This window comes from Halovulum dunhuangense, from assembly GCF_013093415.1.
GTDB lineage: Bacteria > Pseudomonadota > Alphaproteobacteria > Rhodobacterales > Rhodobacteraceae > Halovulum > Halovulum dunhuangense.
In genome coordinates, this window is the sequence record NZ_JABFBC010000002.1 from 259,344 (window position 1) to 280,787 (window position 21,444).

Consider the following 21,444-nt stretch of genomic DNA (forward strand, 5'->3'; position numbering starts at 1 on the left):
GGGTCTGGCCGCGTTGCCACAAGATGGCGGCGGCGCTTGGCGCATCGGCTCAGGCCTTGCGGGGGCGGGCGGCCTCGGCCGCGGCGACGTTGCGCTTCACGGCGGCGAAGCTGTCGGGCGTGACCGAGATCGAGTCGATCCCGAATTCCACCAGCCGCCGGGCGAAGCCGGGGTCGTTGCTGGGCGCCTGCCCGCAAAGCCCCACCTTCGATCCGGTGGCATGGGCGCGGCGGATCACCTCGCCGATCATCCACAGCACCGCCGGGTCGTTCTCGTCGAACAGCCCCGCCAGCGCCTCGCTGTCGCGGTCCACGCCCAGCACAAGCTGCGTCAGGTCGTTCGAGCCGATGGAAAACCCGTCGAAGCGCGCGGCGAAGCTTTCGGCCAGGATCACGTTCGAGGGGATCTCGCACATGACATGGACCTGAAGCCCGTTCTCGCCGCGCCGGAGGCCGTTCTCGGCCATGACGCCAAGCACGCGGTCGGCCTCGGCCGGGGAACGGCAGAAGGGGATCATCACCACCACGTTGTCGAAGCCCATCTCCTCGCGCAGGCGGCGGATCGCGCGGCATTCCAGCGCGAAGCCCTCGCGGTAGGCGGGGGAGTAGTAGCGGCTGGCGCCGCGAAAGCCGATCATCGGGTTTTCCTCGACCGGTTCGAAGGCGCGGCCGCCCAGCAGGTCGGCATATTCGTTGGACTTGAAGTCGCTCATCCGCACGATCACGGGATGCGGGTGGCAGACGGCGGCGATGCGCGACAGCCCGCGCGCGAGGCGGTCCACGAAATACGCGCCCCGATCGGCATGGCCGGCGGTCAGCGCCGCGATCTCGGCCTTTGCCGCCTGGTCCGTCAGGTCGTCGAAACGGACCAGCGCCATCGGGTGGACCCGCACGGCGTTCGAGACGACGAATTCCATCCGCGCCAGCCCCACCCCGTCGGCAGGCAGTCGCCACCAGCGCAGGGCGGCGGCCGGGTTGGCGAGGTTGAGCATCACCCTGGTGCGGGTCTGCGGCAGGTCGGAAAGGCTGACTTCCTCGGTCGCGATCTCGGCCAGGCCCTCGTGGACGGTGCCTTCCTCGCCTTCGGCGCAGGAGACGGTGACTTCCTGCCCGTCGCTCAGAAGCGCCGTCGCGTTGCCGGTGCCGACGATGGCGGGCAGGCCCAGCTCGCGGCTGACGATGGCGGCATGCGAGGTGCGCCCGCCGTGATCGGTCACGATGGCGGTGGCGCGCTTCATGATGGGCACCCAGTCGGGGTCGGTGTTGGCGGTGACAAGGATCGCGCCATCGACGAAACGGCCGATGTCGCGGGCGCTTTCGATCCGGCAGACCCGGCCCGCGACGGCCGCCGCGCCCACGCTGAGCCCGGTGAGCAGCACCGGCCCCGCATTGCGCACGCTGTAGCTGCGGATCACGCCGGCATCGGCGCGCGACTGCACCGTTTCGGGCCGGGCCTGCACGATCCAGAGCCGCCCGGTTTCCCCGTCGCGGGCCCATTCCATGTCCATCGGCTGGCCGTAATGCGTCTCGATGGTGCAGGCCATGCGGGCAAGCGCCAGGATCTCGTCGTCGGACAGGACGAAGCGCGCGCGCTCCTCGGGGGGGGTGGGGATGTTCACGGTCGCGCCCCCGGTCGCGCCTGCATAGACCAGCTTGCGGTCCTTGGCGCCCAGCCGTTTTTCCAGGATCGGCACCACGCCGGGGCGGTCGAGGAAGGGCTTGAACACCTCGTATTCGTCGGGGTCCACCGTGCCCTGCACCACGTTCTCGCCCAGGCCCCAGGCGGCGTTGATCAGCACCGCGCGGGGAAAGCCGCTTTCGGTGTCGATCGAGAACATGACGCCCGAGCCGCCCAGATCGGCGCGCACCATGAGTTGCACGCCCACCGACAGCGCGACCTGGTCATGGGCGAAGCCCCTGGCGGCGCGGTAGCTGATCGCGCGGTCGGTGAAGAGCGAGGCAAAGCAGCGGCGGCAGGCATCCAGCAGCGCGTCAGGGCCGCGGACATTGAGGAACGTCTCCTGCTGGCCGGCGAAGCTGGCGTCGGGCAGATCCTCGGCGGTGGCGGAAGAGCGGACGGCGACGGGGGGCGTGTCGGTCCCGGTGCGGCGGCCGAGTTCCCCATAGGCGTCGAGGATCGCGCGTTCCAGCGATGCGGGAAAGCGGCCCGCGGCGATGACCGCGCGCAGGGCGGCCCCCGTCTCGGCCAGCGTGGCGCTGCCGGTCTCGAGCGCGTCCATATGGGCGGCGATGGTGGTGTCGAGGGCGTTCGCGCCCAGAAAGGCGCGGTAGGCGTCGGCGGTGGTGGCAAAGCCCGGCGGCACGTCGATGCCCTGCGGCCCCAGCCGCGCGACCATCTCGCCGAGCGAGGCGTTCTTGCCGCCGACAAGGGCGACATCGGCCCGCGACAGATCCTCGAACCAGATGACGTCGCGCATGGTTTCCCCCCGACCGGCACAGGCCCCCATTTGACGCCCGGGCGGGGGGATGTCCCTTGATCTCGGTCAAGGCCGGGGACGGCGGATCGGCACAGGCTCGGGACAGGCTTCAACGAGGGACGGGACCGCGCCGATGGAAGACAGGAAACTTGCCGCGCTGGCGGAACGGATCGAGGCGGCCGATGCCCTTGACGCGCACCTCGCGCGGGAGGCCGCGCATGCGCTGGACGAGATCTTTGCCGGGCGCGGGCTGCTGGAGGCGCTGCGGGCCGATGGCGCGGCGGGGACGGATGCCGTGCTGCGGCTGATCGACCTGGCGCTGCCGGGCTGGCAGGTGCGGCTGAGCGGCACCGCGCATGGGCCGGGCGGGCGCTGGACCTGCACCCTGCGCGAGGTGGGCTTGCGCGACGACGACGAGAGCATCGGCGTGGGCAAGGGCACGCATCCGGCACAGGCCCTGATGGCGGCATTGCTGCTGAGTGCCGCGCGGCGCGGCGCGTGACCGCCGCGAGAGGATTGAGAATCGTCAAGGAAAGGGGTCCGGCGCCGCCTAGAGTCTGCCCCGGGGAGATGCGCCGGGGGGGCATCGTGGCTAAGACCGGACTTCATTTCGTGAACCTCTTCGGGCTGCGCATCAATCTCAGCCCCAGCTGGTTCCTCGTCGCGGCACTGGTGGTCTGGAGCCTTTCGCAACGGTATTTCCCCGACGCCCTGCCGGGGCTCGGGCGCTGGGACTATGTCTGGATCGGCGTGCTTGCCATGCTGGGCCTGTTCGGCAGCCTGGTGCTGCACGAGTTGGCCCACGCGCTTGTCGCGCGGCAGAACGGGGTCACGGTGGGGGGCATCACGCTGTTCCTGTTCGGCGGCGTGGCGGAACTGAAATCCGAGCCGGGGACGCCGGGCGCGGAATTCCGCATCGCGGCCGTCGGGCCCGCGATGAGCCTTGCGCTGGCGCTGGGCATGGCGGCCGCGGCCGCGCTGGCGCGGCGGGCGGGGCTGGCCGCGCCGGTGCCGGCGCTGCTGGACTACCTGTCTCTGGCGAACCTGGTGCTGGCGCTGTTCAACCTGTTGCCGGCCTTTCCGCTGGATGGCGGGCGGATCCTGCGCGCCGGCCTGTGGCGGCTGCGCGGCAATCCTGGGGAAGCGACGCGGATCTCGGGGGCGATTTCCCAGGCGATCGCCTGGGGGCTTATCCTGCTGGGGTTCCTGTCGTTGTTCGCGGGCGGCTCGGTGGATGCGCTCTGGCTGATCCTGATCGGCTTCTTCCTGGCGACAGTCGCCGCAAGCACGGTGCGCCAGATCGAGATGCGGGTGGCGCTGGACGGGCGGATGGTGTCGCAGTTCATGACCCGCAACGTGATCACCGCCGACCCGCGCGAGACGCTGCGCGAGATGGCAGACCGTGTGATGCTGGGCCGCGCGGCCAGCTTCGTCCCGGTGGTCGAACGGGGGCGGCTGATGGGCTTCGTGGACATCAGGCTGCTGCGCGGCATCGACCGGGAACACTGGGACGACACGCATGTGGACGACATCTTCGTCGCCTGCACCGAGGAGAATACCGTGCCGCCCGACATGCCCTCGGGGGCGCTGCTGGAGCGGATCCTTGCGGGCGGACCCCGGAAATACCTGGTCGCCCGGGGCAGTCGGCTGGAGGGGGTGGTGACGTTGAGTGACCTTCTGCACTTCCTCGGCATGGCCGAGACCCTGCGCAGCGGAGTACCGGCGCATTGTCGTTGATTTGTCGGAAACCTCTGGCACACTGGATCCGTTGTCGTGGAGGGGGGCCGATATGACCGGGGCAACGCTTGATGCCGCGGTTCTGAACGCGGTGTTCGACTCCGCCGCGGAAGCGATGGTGGTCACGGACAGGTATGGGCGAATGCTGCGTGTCAACGCGGCGACCCTGCGCATGTTCGGGCACAAGACCGAGGAAATCCTGGGCGCGAGCCTGTCCTTGCTGATCCCGCGCGGCCGCAGCCGGCGCGCGGTTCACGACATGCAGAGTTATCCCGCCGAAACCATACTCGGCGCGGCCGGCACCGAGGTGGAGGCGCGGCGCAAGGATGGCAGCCGCTTTTCCGCCGGGCTGTCGGTGGGCCGCGTCACCTGCGAGGACGGGCCGCTCTTCGTGGTCATCCTGCACGACCTGACCCAGCGCAAGGCCGTGGAACGCGCCCTGGAACGGGCGCGGCGGATGGAGTCGGTGGGCCGGCTGTCGGGCACGCTGGCCCATGATTTCAAGAACATGCTGACGGTCATCATCGGCAACCTGGAACTGCTGGAGCGGCGGATCCCGCCCGGGGCCGAGAACGAGCTGATCCAGGACGCGCTGGACGCGGCGCAGACCGGGGTGGACCTGACCGACAGCCTGATGGGCTTTTCCCGGCACCGCAACCTGGCGCCGCGCAGGCTGGACATCAACGCCATCGTCGAGCGGGGCAGCGCGCTGATGCGGCGCTCGCTTGGCCCGGACATCGACGTCACGCTGCAACTGGCCGGAGAGCTGTGGCCGGTCAAGGCGGATGCAAGCCAGCTGCGCTCGGCGCTGATCAACCTGGTGCTGAACGCGCAGGAGGCGATGCCCGAGGGCGGGCGGCTGATGATCCGGACCGAGAACACCGAGATCGACGACGCCTTTCTTGCGCAGGAACTCGATATCCAGCCGGGCAGCTATGTGCGGATCAGCGTCTGCGACACCGGCATCGGCATGGACGAGGAGACGCAGCTGCGCGCCTTCGAGCCGCTGTTCACCACAAAGCAGAAAACCGGCGGCATGGGGCTTGGCCTGGCCTCGGTCTATGGCTTCGCGCTGCATTCGGGCGGCCACGCGACGATCTATTCCGAGCCGGGCGTCGGCACGACCGTCAGCCTTTATCTGCCGGCGGACGAGGCGGCGGAACAGAACCGCATCGCCCCGCAGCCCGCCGCGGGGATGGGTGCGGGCGATGGCCAGGTGGTGCTGGTGGTCGAGGACCGGCCGGAATTGCGGCGTTCCACGCTTGCCCGGCTGGAGGCGCTGGGCTACGCGACGCTGGGCGCCGCCGACACCGAAGAGGCGCTGGCGCTGCTCGGGGCGCGGCCGGACATCGCGCTGGTGCTCACCGACCTGGTGATCGGAGAGGAGCCAAGGGGCCTTGCGCTGACCGAACGCATCCGCGAACGCTTTCCCCATGTGCGCACGCTGCTTGCGACCGGCTGCACGCAGGAATTGCACAACCCCTTACGGGCGGGCGACGCGGATCTTCAGATCCTGCACAAGCCCTATCGCCAGATCGAGCTTGCGGCGCGGCTGGATCACCTGCTGGGGCGGGCGTCCGCCTGAGGGCTCAGCACAGATCCACGGGGGCGGAGAAGGTGTAGCCGATCCCGCGCACGGTCTTGATCAGCCGCGGGTTCGACGGATCCTCTTCGATCTTCTTGCGCAGGCGCGCGACCTGGTTGTCCACCGTGCGGTCGAGCGGCGACCACCCGGTGCCGTTCAGCAGGTCCATGATCCGCTCGCGCGAGAGGATCCGGCCGGGATGTTCCAGGAACACGCGCAGAAGGCGGAAATCGCCGCTGGTCAGGTCCACCACCCGCCCTTGCTGGTCGCGGAGTTCGAAGCGGTCGATCCAGGCCTTGAAGCCGCTGAAGGCGTAGCAGGGGCCGGCCTGCGCGGGCACCAGACGCAGGGGGGGCGGGCTGGGCGCGGTCTGGCTTCGGCGCAGCACGGCGCGGACGCGCGCCACCACCTCGCGCATGTGGAAGGGCTTGGTGATGAAGTCGTCGGCGCCGATCTCCAGCCCCACCACCTTGTCGATCAGGTCGGTCTTTGCCGAAACGATGATGATGGGCACGGCACTTTTCCGGCGGATGGCGCGCGCGATCTCGAAGCCGTTGTCATTGCCGAGCGTCAGATCGAGCGTGACGAGGTCGAACTCCCTGGCGTCCAACGCGGCCGCCACGCCGTCGGCATCGGCGGCTTCCACCACGGCGAAGCCCTCGCTCTCGAGAGCCTGCCGCAACAGGCGGCGTACCTTGACGTCGTCATCCACTACAAGAACACGGGTCGCCGCCACGTTTTTCCCCTGATGCCCCCAATTCGGCCCGTGGTCCGAAATGCTCATTGCGTTGTGTGGCCGGTGTGAGGCGCGATTTCAGTTTGTTACATAATGATACACAAATGTCGGAATGCACGCGACACACGAGGCGCATGATCTCCACCGGTAATGAGGGGGATTTTATCGTGTATGTGACGCTTCCTAACGAGTTCAACAGTTCCGCCTTTCCTGCACCCTGCATGCCCGCCCCGCCCGAAGGCCGTGCCGTCAAGCGGCATCTTGCCGAAGGCCAGGTGCTTTTCCACGAGGGGGACCATGCGCATTTCATTTACGAGATCCTGTCCGGCGTGCTTCGCCTGACCCGCTACACCGAGGCGGGCCGGCGGCAGGTGATCGCCTTCGGCTATCCGGGCGACATGGTGGGGTTTCCCGATCATGGAAGGCACCGCGCGGAATGCGATGTCGTGGCGCCGGCCGATGTCGTCGTGCACAGGACCGGCGCCTTCGACAACCCGGCCATGGACCTGGCGCTGCACGGCAGGCTCGTCTCGGCGGCGCTGGCCGAGATCAGTTGCATGCAGGATCACTTCGTGATGCTGGGCCGCAAGTCGGCGATCGAGAAGACCGCCGCCTTCCTGGCCGCGCTGCTGCCGCGGGTGGGGGTGGGCAGCCCGTCGGGGCCGGTGATCAGCCTGCCGATGAGCCGCGCCGACATCGCCGATTTCCTGGGCCTGACAACGGAAACCGTGTGCCGGTCCTTCAGCCGGCTGCGGGCGCTGGGTGTGATCCAGCTGCGCGGCGCGCAGACCGTGGTCGTGCGCGACCCCGGGCGGCTGCTCGAACTGGCCGAGAGCGACTGAGCCCCGCCGCGGCCCGCGGGAAACCCCGGGCCGCGGCCGGCTATTGCGGCCAGAGCGCGCGCAGCGCCTGCGGCAGGCGCGCGCGGACATCGGCGATCTCGCCTTCCGAGACATGCGCCTCGAGCGTGCGAAACACCGTGGTGATGTCCTCGGGGCCGCGATACTCGGCGACCTCGCCGACATGGCGTTCGATCTGGGCGATGAAGTCCGCGCCGCTGCGGTCGAGCACGGGCTTTCCGGAGGGGTTCCACCCCTCCCAGAACAGGCCGCGGATCATCAGCGGCAGCTGGGCCGCAAGCTGCGCGGACTCCTCGGGCCCCAGCCGGTCGCGCAGCGCCGCGAGCGTCACCCGCATCAGCCGCAGCACATCGGCCGGATCGGCCCATTCCAGCCGGGCCTGCAACTCGTTGACCCATTCATGCGCCACCTGCGCCGCATGGTCGATCGTCTCCGTCCCCTTGCGAGACATGGCGGGCCCCCTTGTCCGGTTTCGCCCCTTCCTACCCCCGGGCGCGGGCCGGGCATTGACCCGCATCAATTCCCGCGGCGGCGGGGATCGCTATTCCTGCGGTGCAGGGGCCCCTGCCCCGACCAGAATGGAGAGAGAGCCATGACACGCCGCAATCTTCCTTCGCTTTTCGCCCACAACGCCGCCGATGCCCCGTTCTTCCAGACGCTCCAGTCCGAGATCGACCGCGTCTTCGACCGGTTCCGGCAGGAGATGCCGGGCGGCGATGCCCTGCCCTTCCTCGGGCGCGACGGCGTGGTGCCCGCGCTCGACATCGCCGATGCGGATGGCACGGTGGAGATCACGGCGGAAATTCCCGGCGTCTCGGAAAAGGATATCGAGGTGTCGATCACCGATGGCGTGCTGACGCTGAAGGGCGAAAAGACCATCGACCGCAAGGAGAAGGAAAAGGACTACACCCTGGTCGAACGCCGCCACGGCAGCTTTCGCCGGTCGGTGTCGCTGGGCTTCACCCCCGAAAAGGGCAAGGTGAAGGCAAGCTTCAGGAACGGTGTCCTGCACCTGCGGATCGAGAAGCCGGCGACGGCTGCGAGCAAGACGCAGAAGATCGAGATTTCCAAGGGTTGAGAGCCCCTGGTGCCCCGGCCCGCCGGGCCCTCCCATGCAAGGCAAGACCCATGACCATAAGAACGATCCTCGTCTTTCTGCCCGACGCCGCCAGCGCCAGGGCCGCGATGCCGCCGGCCGAGGCGCTGGCGCGGCGCCACGGGGCGCATCTGATCGGCCTGCACCTGATGGAGTCGCTGGTCGTCTACCCCGAACTCGCGATGCACGTTCCCGCCCCCGCCTTCACCGATTTCAGCGCCTCGCAGAAGAAGGAGGCCGAGGCGGTCGAGGCGGTGTTCCGGCGGATCACGGCGGTGGAGGATTTCGTCACCGAATGGCGCCTGATCCGGACCGAGACGGCGACGGCGGCCGACCGGCTGCTGGAAAGCGCGCGCGCGGCCGACCTGGTGATCGCGGCCCAGCCGCCGAAGGATGCGAGGGGCGCGCGCGAACGCTGCGAGCGGCTGATCCGCGACAGCGGGCGCCCGGTGCTGGTGGTGCCGCGCGACGGCTGGGACAAGCCCATCGGCCAGACGGCGCTGCTGGGCTGGAGCAATACCCGCGAGGCGACGCGCGCCGCCCATGACGCATTCGCCCTGCTGAAGGCGGGGGCCGCGGTGCATATCCTTTCGGTCGCCACCGGATCGACGGAAGCGCCGGACTATCGCGACAGCCTGGCCACCGCCTCGGAACTGGCGCAGGCCTTCGACCGGCACGGGCACCGGGCCGAGACGGTGACGCGCGCGACCCGCGACAACAGCGTGACGGAGGTGCTGACGCGCGAGGCGTTCGAGCGCGGCGCCGACCTGATCGTGACCGGGGCCCTGGGGCACTCGGCCTTCTACGATTTCGTGGTCGGCGCCGTGACCCGCGAGTTGCTGGAGACCGCGACGCTGCCGGTCCTGTTCTCGAAATAGCGCGGCCCGCTCAGCCCCGGCCCAGAAGCGCGTTTGCCGCGGCGACGATCCCCTCGCGCGAGGGCAGCGTCGCGGCATAGGCGGGGCCGGTCGCGATGAAGCAGTCGGTCGCGGTCAGCCGCGCGGTGCGGGCATGGCCCGCCTCGGCGAGCAGGGTCATCAGCGCCTCGGACACGTTGCCCGAGCGGCGGCATTCGTCCACCACCAGCACGGCCTGGCATCCCTTCAGCGCGTCGCGGATCGCCGTCTCGGGCAGCGGCGCGAGCCAGCGCAGGTCCACGATCCGCGCGTCCACCCCCTGCGCCTTCAGGTCGTGGACCGCCTGCGCCGACAGATAGGCGCCGTTGCCATAGGTCACGATGGCAAGGTCGCGCCCATCGCCATGCCGCGCGACCGTTCCGTAGGGGATGCGCGCCTGCGGGTCGGGGTAGCCGCGCGCCCACAGCCCGTCGCCCGGCGTAACCAAGTCGCGCGTCTGGTAGAGCGCGATCGGCTCGACCATCACGCACAGGCGCTGTTCCTCGCGGGTGAGCCGGACGCATTCGCGCAGCATCATCGCGGCCTCGGCCCCGTCCGAGGGCACGGCCAGGATCAGGCCGGGAATGTCGCGCAGCACGGCAAGCGAGTTGTCGTTGTGGAAATGGCCCCCGAAGCCGCGCTGGTAGCCAAGCCCCGCGATGCGCAGCACCATCGGGTTCGCATACTGCCCGTTCGAGAAGAAGGGGAGCGTCGCCGCCTCGCCGCGCAGCTGGTCCTCGGCATTGTGGAGATAGGCGAGGAACTGGATTTCCGGGATCGGCAGGAAACCGTTCTGCGCCATGCCGATGCCAAGACCCAGGATCGCCTGTTCGTCGAGCAGCGTGTCGATCACGCGGCCCTGCCCGAAGCGGTCCTGAAGTTTCTGCGTGACGCCATAGACGCCGCCCTTGCGGCCCACATCCTCGCCGGCGAGCACGATCTCGGGATAGGTCAGCATCAGGTCGGTCAGCGCCCAGTTGATCAGCTTCGCCATCGGCTGGGGCGCGTCCATCGCGCCCGCTTCGGTGCCGAAGGCACGGGCGCGCGTCTCGGGGTCGGGACCGTTCGGGCGGGCGTTGGCGCGGGCCGGCGGGATCAGGCTTTGCGCGACCTGATCGGCGCTGCGCAGGCGCGGGCGGCGGATCGCTTCTTCCGCGCGGGCGCGCAGGCTGGCGCCGGTTTCGTGGTAGATGGCGAGCGCCTCGTCCGGGGTGGCAGCGCCCGCGTCGCGCAGAAGCCGGACCGAATGCAGAAGCGGGTCGTCCGCCTCGGCCGCCATGATCTCGGCCCGGGGGCGATAGGCGAGTTCCAGGTCCGACCCGGCATGGCCCATCAGCCGCACGGTGCGCAGGTGCAGGAACACCGGCTTGCGGGTCCGGCGCACCAGCGCCGCCGCCTCACTGGCAACGCGGTAGGTCTGGTAGAGGTCGAGCCCGTCGGCGGCCATGTAGGTCAGCCCCGCGCGACGCCCCAAACTCTCCGCGATCCAGCCCCTGGGCGTGGGCACCGAGATGCCGATGCCGTTATCCTCGCAGACCAGCAGCAGCGGCATGGGCGCGCCGGAATAGGCCGCCCAGCCGGCGGTGTTGATCGCCCCCTGCGCGGTGGAATGGTTGGCCGAGGCGTCGCCAAAGCTGGCCAGGACGATGCCGTCCTCGGGCATGGCGCAATGCTCGGGCCGGGCGCGGCGGGCAAGCCCCTGGCTGAAGGCCGCGCCCACCGCCTTTGGCAGGTGGCTTGCGATGGTCGAGGTCTGGGGCGGGATCGCCAATGCCTTCGAGCCCAGCACCTTGTGCCGCCCGCCCGAGATCGGATCCTCGCACGAGGAGGTGAAGCTGAGCAGCATGTCCCAGGCCGGGTCCTGCCCCGGCACCTGCCCCGCGCGCGCGATCTGGAAGGCGGCGTCGCGGTAGTGAAGAAAGGCCATGTCGGACGGGCGCAGGGCTGCGGCGACGGCGGCCATGCCCTCGTGCCCGGACGAGCCGATGGTGTAGAACCCCTCGCCCCGCTTTTGCAGGTCGCGCGCCACCAGGTCGAGATGGCGGCTCAGGCACTGGGCGGCGAACAGCGCGCGGGCGCGGTCGGGGGAAAGCCCCTCGGCCGGGGGCGCGCCCGGGGGCAGGTCGCCCGCCGCCACCCGCAACCGGAACGCCGCGTCGATCCGCTGGCCGGCATCCGCCGAGCGCGCCGCCTGTGCCAGATCCTCTGCGCTGTCCGCTGTCGCCATGTCCTGCCCCCTGCTTGTTCCCTGCCTTGTGTCCTACACCGCTGGCGGCTTGACAAGGCGGGGTCGGCGTGGGTAGGAACCGTTATGTTATACTATTACACACACAGGTAGAGATGAAACGCACCCTTCCCCTTCTGGCCCTGTGCCTGTTGCCCGCCCTGCCGTCGCAGGCGGCGGAACCGCCGCGCGTGGTGGCGGACATCCTGCCGGTCCATTCGCTTGTCGCCCGCGTGATGCAGGGCGCGGGAGAGCCTGTGCTGCTGCTGCCGCCCGGCGCCGACGCCCATGGCCATGCGATGCGCCCATCGGAGGCGCAGCTGCTGGAAAGCGCCGGGCTCGTGGTCTGGGTCGGCCCCGAGCTGACGCCCTGGCTGGAGCGGGCGCTGGCGGCACTGGCGCAGGACGCGGACCGGCTGGCGCTGATGGATGCGCCGGGGGTGATGCATCTGGAGATGCGCGAAGGGGCGGTCTTCGGGGCGCATGACCACGGGGCGCATGACGACCACGGGCACGCGGAAGAGGCCGCGCATGACGACCACGGGCATGCGCATGACGGAGAGGATCCGCATGTCTGGCTGGACCCCCGCAACGCGCAGGCCATGGTCGCGGCCATCGCGGAGCAACTGGCCGGGCTCGATCCCGAGCGCGCCGAACTCTATGCCGCGAACGCCGCGGCGGCGCAGGCGGAGTTGCGGGCGCTGGAAGAGGAACTTGCCGCGACGCTGGCGCCGCTTGCTGGCACGGGCTTCGTGGTGCTGCATGACGCGTTCCACTATTTCGAGGCCCGCTTCGGGGTCGAGGCCGCCGGTGCCGTCTCGGCCAGCGATGCGGCCGCGCCGGGGGCCGCGCGCATTGCCGAGATCAACACGCTGCTCGGTGGCGAAGGCGTCGCCTGCATCTTCGCCGAGCCGCAGCAATCGGGCGCGCTGGTCGAGCAGCTGGCCGCGGAAAGCGGTGCGCGGCTGGGACTTCTGGACCCGCTCGGCGCCGCGCTGGAACCGGGCGCGGGTCTTTACCCGGCCCTCATGCGCGACATGGCGGCGGCGATGACCGACTGCCTGGGCGGCGGGGCCTGACCCTCAGGGCTGCACCGGCCGCCCGGTCAGCGGGTCGAGCGGCACCGCGGGCGGCGGCGCGGGAATGCGCCAGATGGTGAAGGGCGCCGCCGCCGCCACCGCGCCTGCGTCCCGCAGCAGCACATGCTGCAAGGCGCTGTCGGCGACATAAAGCGCACCGTCCGGCCCCGTCGCAAGCTGACCGGGCCAGCGCAGCCGGTCGTCGCGCAGGACGGTCTGGGTCCGCCCGTCGGGCAGAAGCCGCATCACCGCGCCATGTTCGACATCGGTCGCAAGCAGCGCCGCGCCCGCGGTGGCGATCCCCTCGCCGAGGGGCTTGGTGCCGACGGTCTGGATATCGACGGCCACGCGCACGGTCGAGAAGTTCGGGTTCTGCAACCCCTCGACCGGGATGCGGTAGGCGGTGTCGTGATTGGCGGCCGCGTAATGCAGCCAGTCCCCGTCCTCGGACAGCGAGAGGGCCGCGACGCCGGGCTTGAGGGCGATCTGCCCCCCGAGCAGGGCCATGTCGCGCCCCGGCGCCCGGATCAGGAAGTCGCGCGGCGAGACCGTCTCGTGCCCGGCCAGCATCCGGTAGGAGCGGCGGTCGCGCACGTTGTAGACCACCAGCGCGGCCCGGTGCGACGCGACCCCGGCATCGGCCAGATAGACCCAGTTGCCATCCGCGCTGACCGCCAGGTCGTTCAGCCACGATCCCCAGGGCGTGACCCCGCGCGGAAAGGTATGCTCGTGCAGCGGCGCGCCGGTTGTCAGGTCGAACGCGACAAGCCGCGGCGTGCCCAGGCCCAGCCGGCCCGGATCCGCGACCCAGATCCGGTTCTGCCCGTCGATCCCCAGCGCGAACGGGGTTTCAAGCCCGGCCGCCGCCCCGAAAGGCCGCGCCGCGCCGTCCACCCATTCGAACAGCCGCGGCCCCGGGCCGGCTGCCGCGGGATGGAGGGTGAAGAAGAGCCGCCCCTCGGGGGTGACGACGACATCGCCCACCGGGCGATCGGAAACCGCCGCCACTTCGAGCGTGGAGCCCTCGAGAAGCGGCGCGCCGGTCAGATCGGCATGGAGCCCACCGGGACGGAAGAGGAACCATGCAAGGCCCGCGACCAGGATGACAAGGACAAGGGCTGCGGAGAGAAGGAAGCCAAGGAAATTGCGGATACGGAACAGCACGATGAATACTCTGCAATGACGAATTTGCGGAATACTCCCATCCGTGCGTCGGAACGTCAAACGGGGCCCGCGGGCAACCCCCGCGCGCCCCGCGATGGGACAGCCCCTTAGGATCAGTGCGCGAAGAACACCGGACAGGGCGGCGCATCCAGGATCGCCTGGGTGGTGCCGCCGAAGATGCGCTGACGCAGCCGGGAATGGCCGTAGGCGCCCATCACCAGCATGTCGGCGCCGGTCTCGCGCACCTGACGGGTGATGTCCTCTTCGGCGGTGCGGCCCTCCGAGGGCAGCTTGACCACCTCGGGCCTGATCCCGTGATGCGCAAGATAGGTGGCGATATCGGCGCCCGGCTCCTCGCCATGGCCGCGCGCGCCCGGTTCGGGGTCGATCAGCAGGACGGTGACAGAGGCCGCCGTCTTGAGGACCGGCAGCGCAAGGCGCAGCGCGCGCCCGCTTTCCGGCGTCGCCTTCCACGCGACAAGCACGTTCTTCGGCGTGGATGCCGGGGTGGTCGCGGCGGGGTAGACAAGGACCGGGGCGCCGGTCTCGAACATCGCGCCGTTGACCACGGCGTGTTCCAGTTCCTGGTCGCGGGCCGCGCCGACCGGCATCAGCACGATATCGGCGCACCGGCTGGCGCTGGCCACGAGGTCGGACAGGTGGACCGGCCCCGCCACATGGCCGCTGACCGCGCCGCGCTGGTCGCGCCGGGCCAGCAGGGCTTCCACCGCGTCGGCACTCTCGGCCGCCCAGCGGCGGGCTTCCTCGGTCGCCTCGAGCCAGGCGGTGCCGCTGGTCATGTCATAGGCCGAAACCGGCGCCGGCGGCGCCTTTGCGGCTACCAGCACCATCAGGTGGCCGTCGCCCGCGAAGCCGATGGCCCCCTCGAGCGCGCTGTCCGGCTGATCGGGCCGGATAAGTGTCAGGACAGATGCGAAGGGCATGAGCCCACCTCCCTCGTCGATTTCGGGTCGATCTTGGGCTCCCAGCAGACGCCCATCCTTGCGCCAGATCAAGTTTATTGACGAAACCCGGCCTTGCGGGGGCGCCTCGGGGCGGCTATCTGTTACAAAGTAACAAAGTGATCCCCATGCGCCATCCAGATCCCGCTGCCACGACCTCTCCGGTCGCCTTTCGCAAGCACGACCACGCCCGCTGCACCCGCACCGCGCTGAGTGCCGTCGAGGCGGCGTGCCGCGCCCGCGGCCTGCGCCTGACGCCCGCGCGGGCCCGGGTCATGGAGATCCTGCTCGAGCAGCACCGCGCGATGGGCGCCTACGAGATCCTCGACCGGCTGCGGGCCGAGGGGATGGCGGCGCAGCCGCCCGTCGCCTATCGGGCGCTGGACTTCCTTGTGGGCAACGGCTTCGCGCACCGGATCGAGCGGCTCAACGCCTTCATCGCCTGCGTCCACCCCGAAGCCGATCACGACGCCGCCTTCATGATCTGCCGCAACTGCGAGACGGTGGCCGAAGCCCCGCGCGAGGCGGCCTCGGGGATGCTGGGCGACGCGGCCCGCGCCGCCGGTTTCGCCATCGAGCGCACCGTGGTCGAGGCCGAGGGCCTGTGCCCCGCCTGCCGCGAGACCCGGCCATGAGCGCGCTGATCGAGGCGCGGGACGTCAGCCACGGCTATGGCGGCGACCCGGTGCTGTCGCATGTCTCGCTGGCCATAGCGCCAAACGAGATCGTCACGGTGGTGGGGCCGAACGGGTCGGGCAAGTCCACGCTGATGCGGCTGCTGATCGGGGCCGACCGCCCGCGCAAGGGGCGGATCACGCGCAAGCGCGGGCTTCGGATAGGCTATGTCCCGCAGAGGCTGGCGATCGACCACAGCCTGCCGATCACCGTGGGCCGCTTCCTGTCGCTGGGGGAGCGCACCAGCCCAGGCGACCGCGCGGCGATGCTGGCCCGCGTCGGCGTCGAGGGCCGCGAGGAGAGGCAGATGAGCGCGCTTTCGGGGGGCGAGTTCCAGCGCGTGCTGCTGGCCAAGGCGCTGCTGATGCGCCCCGACATCCTGGCGCTGGACGAGGCGACGCAGGGTCTGGACCAGCCCGGTGTCGCCGCATTCTACCGCCTGATCGAGGAGGTGCGCCACGAGATGGGCTGCGCGGTGCTGATGATCAGCCACGACCTGCACGTCGTGATGAGCGCGTCCGACCGGGTGATCTGCCTGAACGGCCATATCTGCTGCGAGGGGACGCCGACGGTCGTGTCCAGCGCGCCCGCCTACCGCGCGCTGTTCGGCCTGGGCACCGAGGGGGCGCTGGCGCTCTATCGCCACGAGCACGACCACAGCCATGATCGCGACCACGGCCACGGGCATGTCCACGCGCCCCAGACGGAAGGGGCCGCCTGATGCTGGACGATTTCCTGCTGCGCGCGACGCTGGCCGGGCTGGCCGTGGCACTGGTGGCCGGTCCGCTGGGCTGCTTCGTGGTCTGGCGGCGCATGGCCTATTTCGGCGATGCCGCCGCCCATGCGGCGATCCTGGGCGTGGCGCTGTCGCTGGCCTTTTCGATCTCGCTTTTCCTGGGTGTCGCGATCACCGTGGCCGGCATGGCGCTGGCGATCAGCGCGCTGTCGGGGCGCGGTTGGGCGGTGGACACGCTGCTGGGCGTGGCCGCGCATGGCGGGCTGGCGGCGGGGTTGATCGCGGTGTCGTTCCTGCCCGGGGTCAGGGTGGACCTGATGGCCTATCTCTTCGGGGATATCCTGGCCGTGGGGCGGATTGACCTGGCGGTGATCTGGTCGGGCGCGCTTGCGGTGCTGGCGCTGCTCATCTGGCGCTGGCCGCATCTTCTGCTGGCGACGCTCAACGCGGATCTGGCGGTTTCGCGCGGGATCGACCCGCGGCGCGAGCAGCTTCTGATGACGCTGGCGCTGGCCGGCCTGGTCGCCGTCGCGCTGAAGGTGGTGGGGGCGCTGCTGATCACCGCCATGCTGATCATACCGGCGGCCGCCGCGCGGTCCGTCGCGCGCACGCCCGAGGCGATGGCGCTGGGCGCGACCGGCATCGCGGCGCTGTCGGCGGTGGGTGGTCTCCAGATGTCGGCGCGGCTCGACACGCCCGCGGGGCCCTCGATCGTGGTGCTTGCGGTGGTGGCCTTCGTGCTGGGCTCGCTGCTGCTGCGGCCGCTGCTGGGGCGGCATGGCTGACGGGCTTTCCTTCGTGGCCCCTGCCCGCTAGAGGCAGGGCAGAACGCAAGGATCCTGCCCATGACGAAACCCGATCTCCTGATGGTCGGCCCCTATTCCGAGGCCGATACCGAAGCACTTGCCGCGCTCTGCACGATCCACAAGGGAACGCCCGCGGACGGGGTCGCAGCAAGCATCCGCGCCGTCGCCTACCGCTCGATGAAGCCTTTCGGGGCGGCCGAGATGGACGCGCTGCCGGCGCTGGAACTGATCGCGCTTTTCGGGGTGGGCCATGACCATGTCGACCTAGAGGCGGCCAGGGCCCGCGGGATCGCGGTCGCCAACACGCCCGACGTGCTGAACGACGACGTGGCGGACCTGGCGGTGGGCATGCTGCTGGCCAGCGCCCGGCGCATCCCGCAGGCGGATGAATGGGTGCGGGGCGGGGACTGGGCGCGGCAGGGCGCGTTTCCGCTGCTGCGCAAGGTGTCGGGCAAGCCCGCGGGCATCCTGGGGCTGGGCCGGATCGGGCGGGCCATCGCCAATCGGCTGTCGGCCTTCGACATGCCGATCCACTACTGGTCCCGCACCCCGAAGAAGACGCCGGCGGGCTGGCAACGGCACGACAGCGCGCTGTCGCTGGCGCGCGAGGTGGATTTCCTCGTGCTGGCCGTGGCCGGCGGGCCGGACACCGCCGGGATGGTGTCGGCCGAGGTGCTGGACGCGCTGGGCCCGGAGGGGACGCTGGTCAACATCGCCCGCGGCTCGGTCGTGGACGAGGAGGCGCTGATCGCGGCCCTTGCCGACCGCAGGATCGCCGCCGCCGCCCTTGACGTGTTCGCCAGCGAGCCCGCGCCCGACCCGCGGCTGGCGGCGTTGCCGAACGTCTTGATGCAGCCGCACCACGCCTCGGGCACGGTCGAGACGCGGGCGGCGATGGGGGCGCTTCAGCGCGAGAACATCCGCGCCTTCTTCGAGGGACGCCCCCTGCCGGGCCGGGTGGTCTGACCCTCAGCCGGGAAAGGCCACGACCTCCTGGCGCTGGCGGCCCAGCCCTTCGGCCCACAGTTCCATCACGTCGCCGGGCCGCAGGAAGCGCTGCGGCTTCTGGCCCATGCCCACGCCTTCGGGCGTGCCGGTGGCGATGATGTCGCCGGGCCTGAGGGCGATGAAGCGCGACATGTAGGACACGATCTGCGCCACGCCGAAGATCATGTCGGCGGTGCTGCTGTCCTGCTGCACGGCGCCGTTCAGCGACATGCCGAGCGGGATCGCCTGCGGGTCGCCCAGCTCGTCCGGCGTGACCAGCCACGGGCCGACCGGGCCGAAGGTGGGCGCGGACTTGCCCTTGACCCACTGGCCGCCCCGCTCGATCTGGAATTCGCGCTCGGATACGTCGTTGATCAGGCAATAGGCCGACACGCAGCCCGGCGCCTCGGTCTCGGTGACATGATAGGCGTCGCGGCCGATGACGATGCCAAGCTCCACTTCCCAGTCGCTCTTGACGCTGTCCTTCGGCAGGATCACCGGGTCATGGGGCCCGGACAGGCATCCGGTCGCCTTGGTGAAGAGGATCGGCTCCTGCGGGATCGCCATGCCCGCCTCCTGCGCGTGGCGGGCATAGTTCAGGCCCACCGCCCAGAAGTTCGGCACGAAGGCGAGCGCGCAGCCGATGCGCGCGCCCTCGGGCGCAAGCGGCAGCGTCTCGGGGTCGATTGCGCGCAGGCGGTCAAGCGCCGTGATCGCGACGCCCTCGCCGCCGAAATCGGCGGCCACGCCCGACAGGTCGCGCACCCGCCCGGACGCGTCCAGACAGCCGGGCCGTTCTTGCCCCTTGTCACCGAAACGCAGGAATTTCATCGCTCTCTCCTCCCGTTGCCGGGCCGCGTCGGGCCCGCTTGATTTCCCCTTTGCGGGGGTGTTCCTATCGCGAGGCGGCCGCTTGCGCCAGCAGGCTAAGAGGGAAACGGGGGGCAGGAATGCACGTCGCGGTGATCGGGGCGGGGATGATCGGGGCGGCGGCGGCGCGGCACCTGGTGGCGATGGGCCACGAAGTGACGCTGATCGGCCCCGGCGAGCCCGCCGACAAGCGCAGCCATCGCGGCGTGTTCTCCAGCCATTACGACGCCGGGCGCATCACGCGGCGGCTGGCGACGGATCCGTTCTGGGCACGGGTCGCCGCGGCCTCGATCGCGCGCTACGAGGAGATCGCGCGCCAGGGGGGGCAGCCGTTCCATACGCCCTGCGGCACGATGCTGGCGGGACCGGCGGACAGCGATTTCATGCGCGATGCCGCACGGGTCACGGCGGAACTCGGGCTTGAGGCAACTGCGTATCCCGGTGCGGATCTGGCGGTGGCCTTTCCCTGCTTCGCCTTTCCCGCGGGCTTTGCCGCGCTGCACGAAGCGGGGGGCGCCGGTCACATCGACCCGAGAAAGCTGGTCGCGGCCCAGATCACCGCCGCCCGGAACGGTGGCGCGCGGCTTGTCCCGCAGATCGCGACGGGCCTGTCGGAGACGCCCCAAGGCGTGCGCGTCCACACCCAGGGGGGAGAGATCGAGGCCGATGCCGCGCTGATCGCCACCGGCGCGATGACCGACCACGTCGCCCCCCGCGCGCCGGGCCAGCGGGTCTTTGCGCGCACCGTGGCCCTGTTCGAGGTGTCCGAGGAGGAAGCCGCGCGGCTGGAAGGCATGCCCTGCCTCGTGTTCCGGCTGGGCGACGGGGCCGAGCCCTATCTGCTGCCCCCGATCCGCTATCCCGACGGGCGGCTCTACCTGAAACTGGGTGGCGATCCCGACGACATCGTGCTGCACGACCCGGCCGGGATCGGCGACTGGTACCGCTCGGGCGGGCGGGCAGAGGTGCGCGACCACCTGGAGGCGATGATCCGCCGCCTGATGCCGGGGCTGGCGATCCGCAGCGTGGGGATGGATGCCTGCACGGTGGTCTACACGCAATCGGGACATCCGGTGATCGACCGGCTTTCGCCCCGGATCGCGGTGGCCACGGGCGGCTGCGGGGCGGCGGCCAAGTCCTCGGACGAGCTGGGCCGGCTCGGTGCGGTGCTGGTCACGGGCGGCACCGACCCGCTGCTTGCCGAGACGCGCGGCCCATGAGCCCTTGCCTTGACTGCCGGGGCTGCGACAGATGGGCCAACCGCCCGAGAGGACAGAATGACCGAGACCGAGGTTTACCGCGCCATCGTCACCACCGCCGACATCGACCATCTGGGGCACATGAACGTGGGCCGCTACATGGGCATCTGCGGCGACGGCGTGTTCGCCTTCCAGGCGCTGCTGGGCCTTGACCATGCGGATATCCGCGACGGGCGGCAGATCTCGTTTGCCGCCGTGCATGCCGAATGCGATTTCCGGTCCGAGGTGCGGGTGGGCGAGACGCTGGCGCTGTTCATGTCGGTGCTGGAAATCGGCAACCGGTCGGTGCTGTTCCGCCACCGCATGACCGCAGGCCTCGATGCCCGCCCGGTGTTCGACGCAAGGCTGCGCTCGGCGCTGATGGACCTGCGGACCCGGCGCGCGGTGCCGATCCCCGATGATATCCGCGCCCGGCTCGAGCCCCATCTGGCAGGCCCCGCCGCATGAGCCTGCCCCGCCCGCGCGAGAACCGGCTGGGCCCGGCCATCGCCATCGCGCTCGTGGTCTACCTGATCTTCACCGCGATGGACGCGACGGCCAAGTGGCTGGTGGGCGCAGGCTATCCGCCGATCCAGGTGGTGTTCCTGCGCTACGCGTTCCACTTCCTAGCGGTGCTGGTGTTCTTCCTGCCCTCCGAGGGGCGCGACATCCTGCGCGCGCGCCATCGCGGGTTGCAGGCGGCGCGCAGCCTCGCGCTTTTCACGGGCACGCTGCTGAACTTCATCGCGGTGAAGTACCTGCCGCTGCCCGTGACCATCTCGATCTTCTTCGCCACACCCATGGTGGTGGCGCTGCTGTCGGTGCCGATGCTGGGCGAGCGGATCGGCCCGCGCCGGCTGGCGGCGATCGCGGCCGGCTTTCTGGGGGTGCTGGTCATCACCCAGCCCTGGGGCGCGGGGTTCCACCCGGCGATGATCCTGAGCGTGATCTCGATGGTCTCGAGTTCCGTCTACCTGGTCCTGACCCGGATGGTGGCGGGCGCGGATACCAACGCCACCTCGCAGTTCTACGGCGCGGGGCTTGCCACGGTGGTGCTGATCCCGCCCGCGCTGGTGGCCTGGGTGCCGCCCGAGACGGCAGCGCATTTCCTGCTGCTGGCGGGGCTGGGCGTTGCGGGTTTTGCAAGCCACGCGCTTCTGACCCACGCCTACCGCCTGGCCGAGGCGTCGATGCTGGCGCCGGTGCTCTACAGCCAGATCTTCTACGCGACCGCCATCAGCTTCGTGATTTTCGGCAACGTGCCGACCGCGGCCACGCTGCTGGGCGCGGCCATCATAATCGGCGCAGGCCTCTACATCTGGCGGCGCGAGCGCAGGCTTTCGCCCCGGCGCTGAG

The 21,444-nt window shown here is 70.3% G+C and carries 21 protein-coding genes; 14 read left to right on the forward strand and 7 right to left on the reverse strand.

The window, feature by feature from the left end; translation table 11 throughout:
• Nucleotides 1-49 precede the first annotated feature (49 nt).
• The gene (ppsA, locus tag HMH01_RS11955; protein WP_171325850.1) at nt 50-2,437 is read right to left on the reverse strand and encodes a phosphoenolpyruvate synthase; all 2,388 of its coding nucleotides are present in this window, start codon (nt 2,435-2,437) and stop codon (nt 50-52) included.
• 133 nt (nt 2,438-2,570) lie between these two features.
• Here ppsA and HMH01_RS11960 point away from each other — a divergent pair, with 133 nt between their 5' ends.
• From HMH01_RS11960 to HMH01_RS11970, 3 genes are all read left to right on the forward strand, one after another.
• Nucleotides 2,571-2,939: a hypothetical protein gene (locus HMH01_RS11960; protein WP_171325852.1), complete on the forward strand. Its 369-nt coding sequence runs from the start codon at nt 2,571-2,573 to the stop codon at nt 2,937-2,939.
• A gap of 86 nt (nt 2,940-3,025) precedes the next feature.
• The gene (locus HMH01_RS11965; protein ID WP_343035269.1) at nt 3,026-4,174 is read left to right on the forward strand and encodes a site-2 protease family protein; all 1,149 of its coding nucleotides are present in this window, start codon (nt 3,026-3,028) and stop codon (nt 4,172-4,174) included.
• 52 nt (nt 4,175-4,226) lie between these two features.
• The gene (locus HMH01_RS11970) at nt 4,227-5,759 is read left to right on the forward strand and encodes an ATP-binding protein (RefSeq protein ID WP_171325856.1); all 1,533 of its coding nucleotides are present in this window, start codon (nt 4,227-4,229) and stop codon (nt 5,757-5,759) included.
• A 4-nt stretch (nt 5,760-5,763) separates the two neighbouring features.
• On the opposite strand, the gene HMH01_RS11975 is transcribed toward HMH01_RS11970, so the two are convergent.
• Complete coding sequence (locus HMH01_RS11975) at nt 5,764-6,495, reverse strand: response regulator (RefSeq protein ID WP_343035270.1); 732 nt, start codon at nt 6,493-6,495, stop codon at nt 5,764-5,766.
• A gap of 221 nt (nt 6,496-6,716) precedes the next feature.
• On the opposite strand from HMH01_RS11975, the gene HMH01_RS11980 reads away from it, so the two are divergent.
• Nucleotides 6,717-7,337: a helix-turn-helix domain-containing protein gene (locus tag HMH01_RS11980; protein ID WP_171325860.1), complete on the forward strand. Its 621-nt coding sequence runs from the start codon at nt 6,717-6,719 to the stop codon at nt 7,335-7,337.
• Between the two features lie 40 nt (nt 7,338-7,377).
• Here HMH01_RS11980 and HMH01_RS11985 read toward each other — a convergent pair whose 3' ends face one another.
• Entirely contained in the window at nt 7,378-7,806 is a 429-nt protein-coding gene (locus tag HMH01_RS11985) for a DUF2267 domain-containing protein (RefSeq protein ID WP_171325862.1), read from the reverse strand.
• Nucleotides 7,807-7,947: 141 nt separating this feature from the next.
• On the opposite strand from HMH01_RS11985, the gene HMH01_RS11990 reads away from it, so the two are divergent.
• Together HMH01_RS11990 and HMH01_RS11995 are read left to right on the forward strand one after the other, a co-directional pair.
• The gene (locus HMH01_RS11990) at nt 7,948-8,433 is read left to right on the forward strand and encodes an Hsp20/alpha crystallin family protein (protein ID WP_171325864.1); all 486 of its coding nucleotides are present in this window, start codon (nt 7,948-7,950) and stop codon (nt 8,431-8,433) included.
• A gap of 50 nt (nt 8,434-8,483) precedes the next feature.
• A complete protein-coding gene (locus HMH01_RS11995; RefSeq protein ID WP_171325866.1) occupies nt 8,484-9,329 on the forward strand; it encodes a universal stress protein in 846 nt (281 codons plus the stop codon).
• A 10-nt stretch (nt 9,330-9,339) separates the two neighbouring features.
• Here the strand turns inward: HMH01_RS11995 and HMH01_RS12000 are convergent, their stop codons facing one another.
• On the reverse strand, nt 9,340-11,574 hold the full coding sequence (locus HMH01_RS12000) for a dehydrogenase E1 component subunit alpha/beta (RefSeq protein WP_171325868.1): 2,235 nt from the start codon (nt 11,572-11,574) through the stop codon (nt 9,340-9,342).
• A gap of 113 nt (nt 11,575-11,687) precedes the next feature.
• Between HMH01_RS12000 and HMH01_RS12005 the strand changes: the two genes are divergently transcribed.
• Nucleotides 11,688-12,650 (forward strand): zinc ABC transporter substrate-binding protein, encoded by a 963-nt coding sequence (locus tag HMH01_RS12005; protein ID WP_171325870.1) that lies wholly within the window; start codon nt 11,688-11,690, stop codon nt 12,648-12,650.
• Between the two features lie 3 nt (nt 12,651-12,653).
• Here HMH01_RS12005 and HMH01_RS12010 read toward each other — a convergent pair whose 3' ends face one another.
• Together HMH01_RS12010 and HMH01_RS12015 are read right to left on the reverse strand one after the other, a co-directional pair.
• The gene (locus HMH01_RS12010; RefSeq protein WP_171325872.1) at nt 12,654-13,814 is read right to left on the reverse strand and encodes an L-dopachrome tautomerase-related protein; all 1,161 of its coding nucleotides are present in this window, start codon (nt 13,812-13,814) and stop codon (nt 12,654-12,656) included.
• A 113-nt stretch (nt 13,815-13,927) separates the two neighbouring features.
• A complete protein-coding gene (locus HMH01_RS12015) occupies nt 13,928-14,758 on the reverse strand; it encodes a universal stress protein (protein ID WP_171325874.1) in 831 nt (276 codons plus the stop codon).
• Between the two features lie 146 nt (nt 14,759-14,904).
• On the opposite strand from HMH01_RS12015, the gene HMH01_RS12020 reads away from it, so the two are divergent.
• From HMH01_RS12020 to HMH01_RS12035, 4 genes are read left to right on the forward strand one after another with little or no spacing between them, the layout of a single operon-like run.
• Complete coding sequence (locus tag HMH01_RS12020) at nt 14,905-15,411, forward strand: transcriptional repressor (protein WP_171325876.1); 507 nt, start codon at nt 14,905-14,907, stop codon at nt 15,409-15,411.
• On the forward strand, nt 15,408-16,172 hold the full coding sequence (locus HMH01_RS12025; RefSeq protein WP_171325878.1) for an ATP-binding cassette domain-containing protein: 765 nt from the start codon (nt 15,408-15,410) through the stop codon (nt 16,170-16,172). Before HMH01_RS12020 ends, HMH01_RS12025 begins: the two co-directional genes overlap by 4 nt.
• A complete protein-coding gene (locus HMH01_RS12030; RefSeq protein ID WP_171325880.1) occupies nt 16,172-16,972 on the forward strand; it encodes a metal ABC transporter permease in 801 nt (266 codons plus the stop codon). Before HMH01_RS12025 ends, HMH01_RS12030 begins: the two co-directional genes overlap by 1 nt.
• A 60-nt stretch (nt 16,973-17,032) precedes the next feature.
• A complete protein-coding gene (locus HMH01_RS12035) occupies nt 17,033-17,959 on the forward strand; it encodes a 2-hydroxyacid dehydrogenase (RefSeq protein ID WP_171325882.1) in 927 nt (308 codons plus the stop codon).
• 3 nt (nt 17,960-17,962) lie between these two features.
• Here HMH01_RS12035 and HMH01_RS12040 read toward each other — a convergent pair whose 3' ends face one another.
• Entirely contained in the window at nt 17,963-18,811 is an 849-nt protein-coding gene (locus tag HMH01_RS12040; RefSeq protein WP_171325884.1) for a fumarylacetoacetate hydrolase family protein, read from the reverse strand.
• A gap of 119 nt (nt 18,812-18,930) precedes the next feature.
• Here HMH01_RS12040 and HMH01_RS12045 point away from each other — a divergent pair, with 119 nt between their 5' ends.
• From HMH01_RS12045 to HMH01_RS12055, 3 genes are read left to right on the forward strand one after another with little or no spacing between them, the layout of a single operon-like run.
• A complete protein-coding gene (locus HMH01_RS12045; RefSeq protein WP_171325885.1) occupies nt 18,931-20,070 on the forward strand; it encodes an NAD(P)/FAD-dependent oxidoreductase in 1,140 nt (379 codons plus the stop codon).
• 57 nt (nt 20,071-20,127) lie between these two features.
• Nucleotides 20,128-20,556, forward strand: coding sequence for an acyl-CoA thioesterase (locus HMH01_RS12050; RefSeq protein WP_171325887.1), 429 nt, complete (start codon nt 20,128-20,130; stop codon nt 20,554-20,556).
• Nucleotides 20,553-21,443 (forward strand): DMT family transporter, encoded by an 891-nt coding sequence (locus HMH01_RS12055; protein WP_171325889.1) that lies wholly within the window; start codon nt 20,553-20,555, stop codon nt 21,441-21,443. Before HMH01_RS12050 ends, HMH01_RS12055 begins: the two co-directional genes overlap by 4 nt.
• Nucleotide 21,444: the final 1 nt, after the last annotated feature.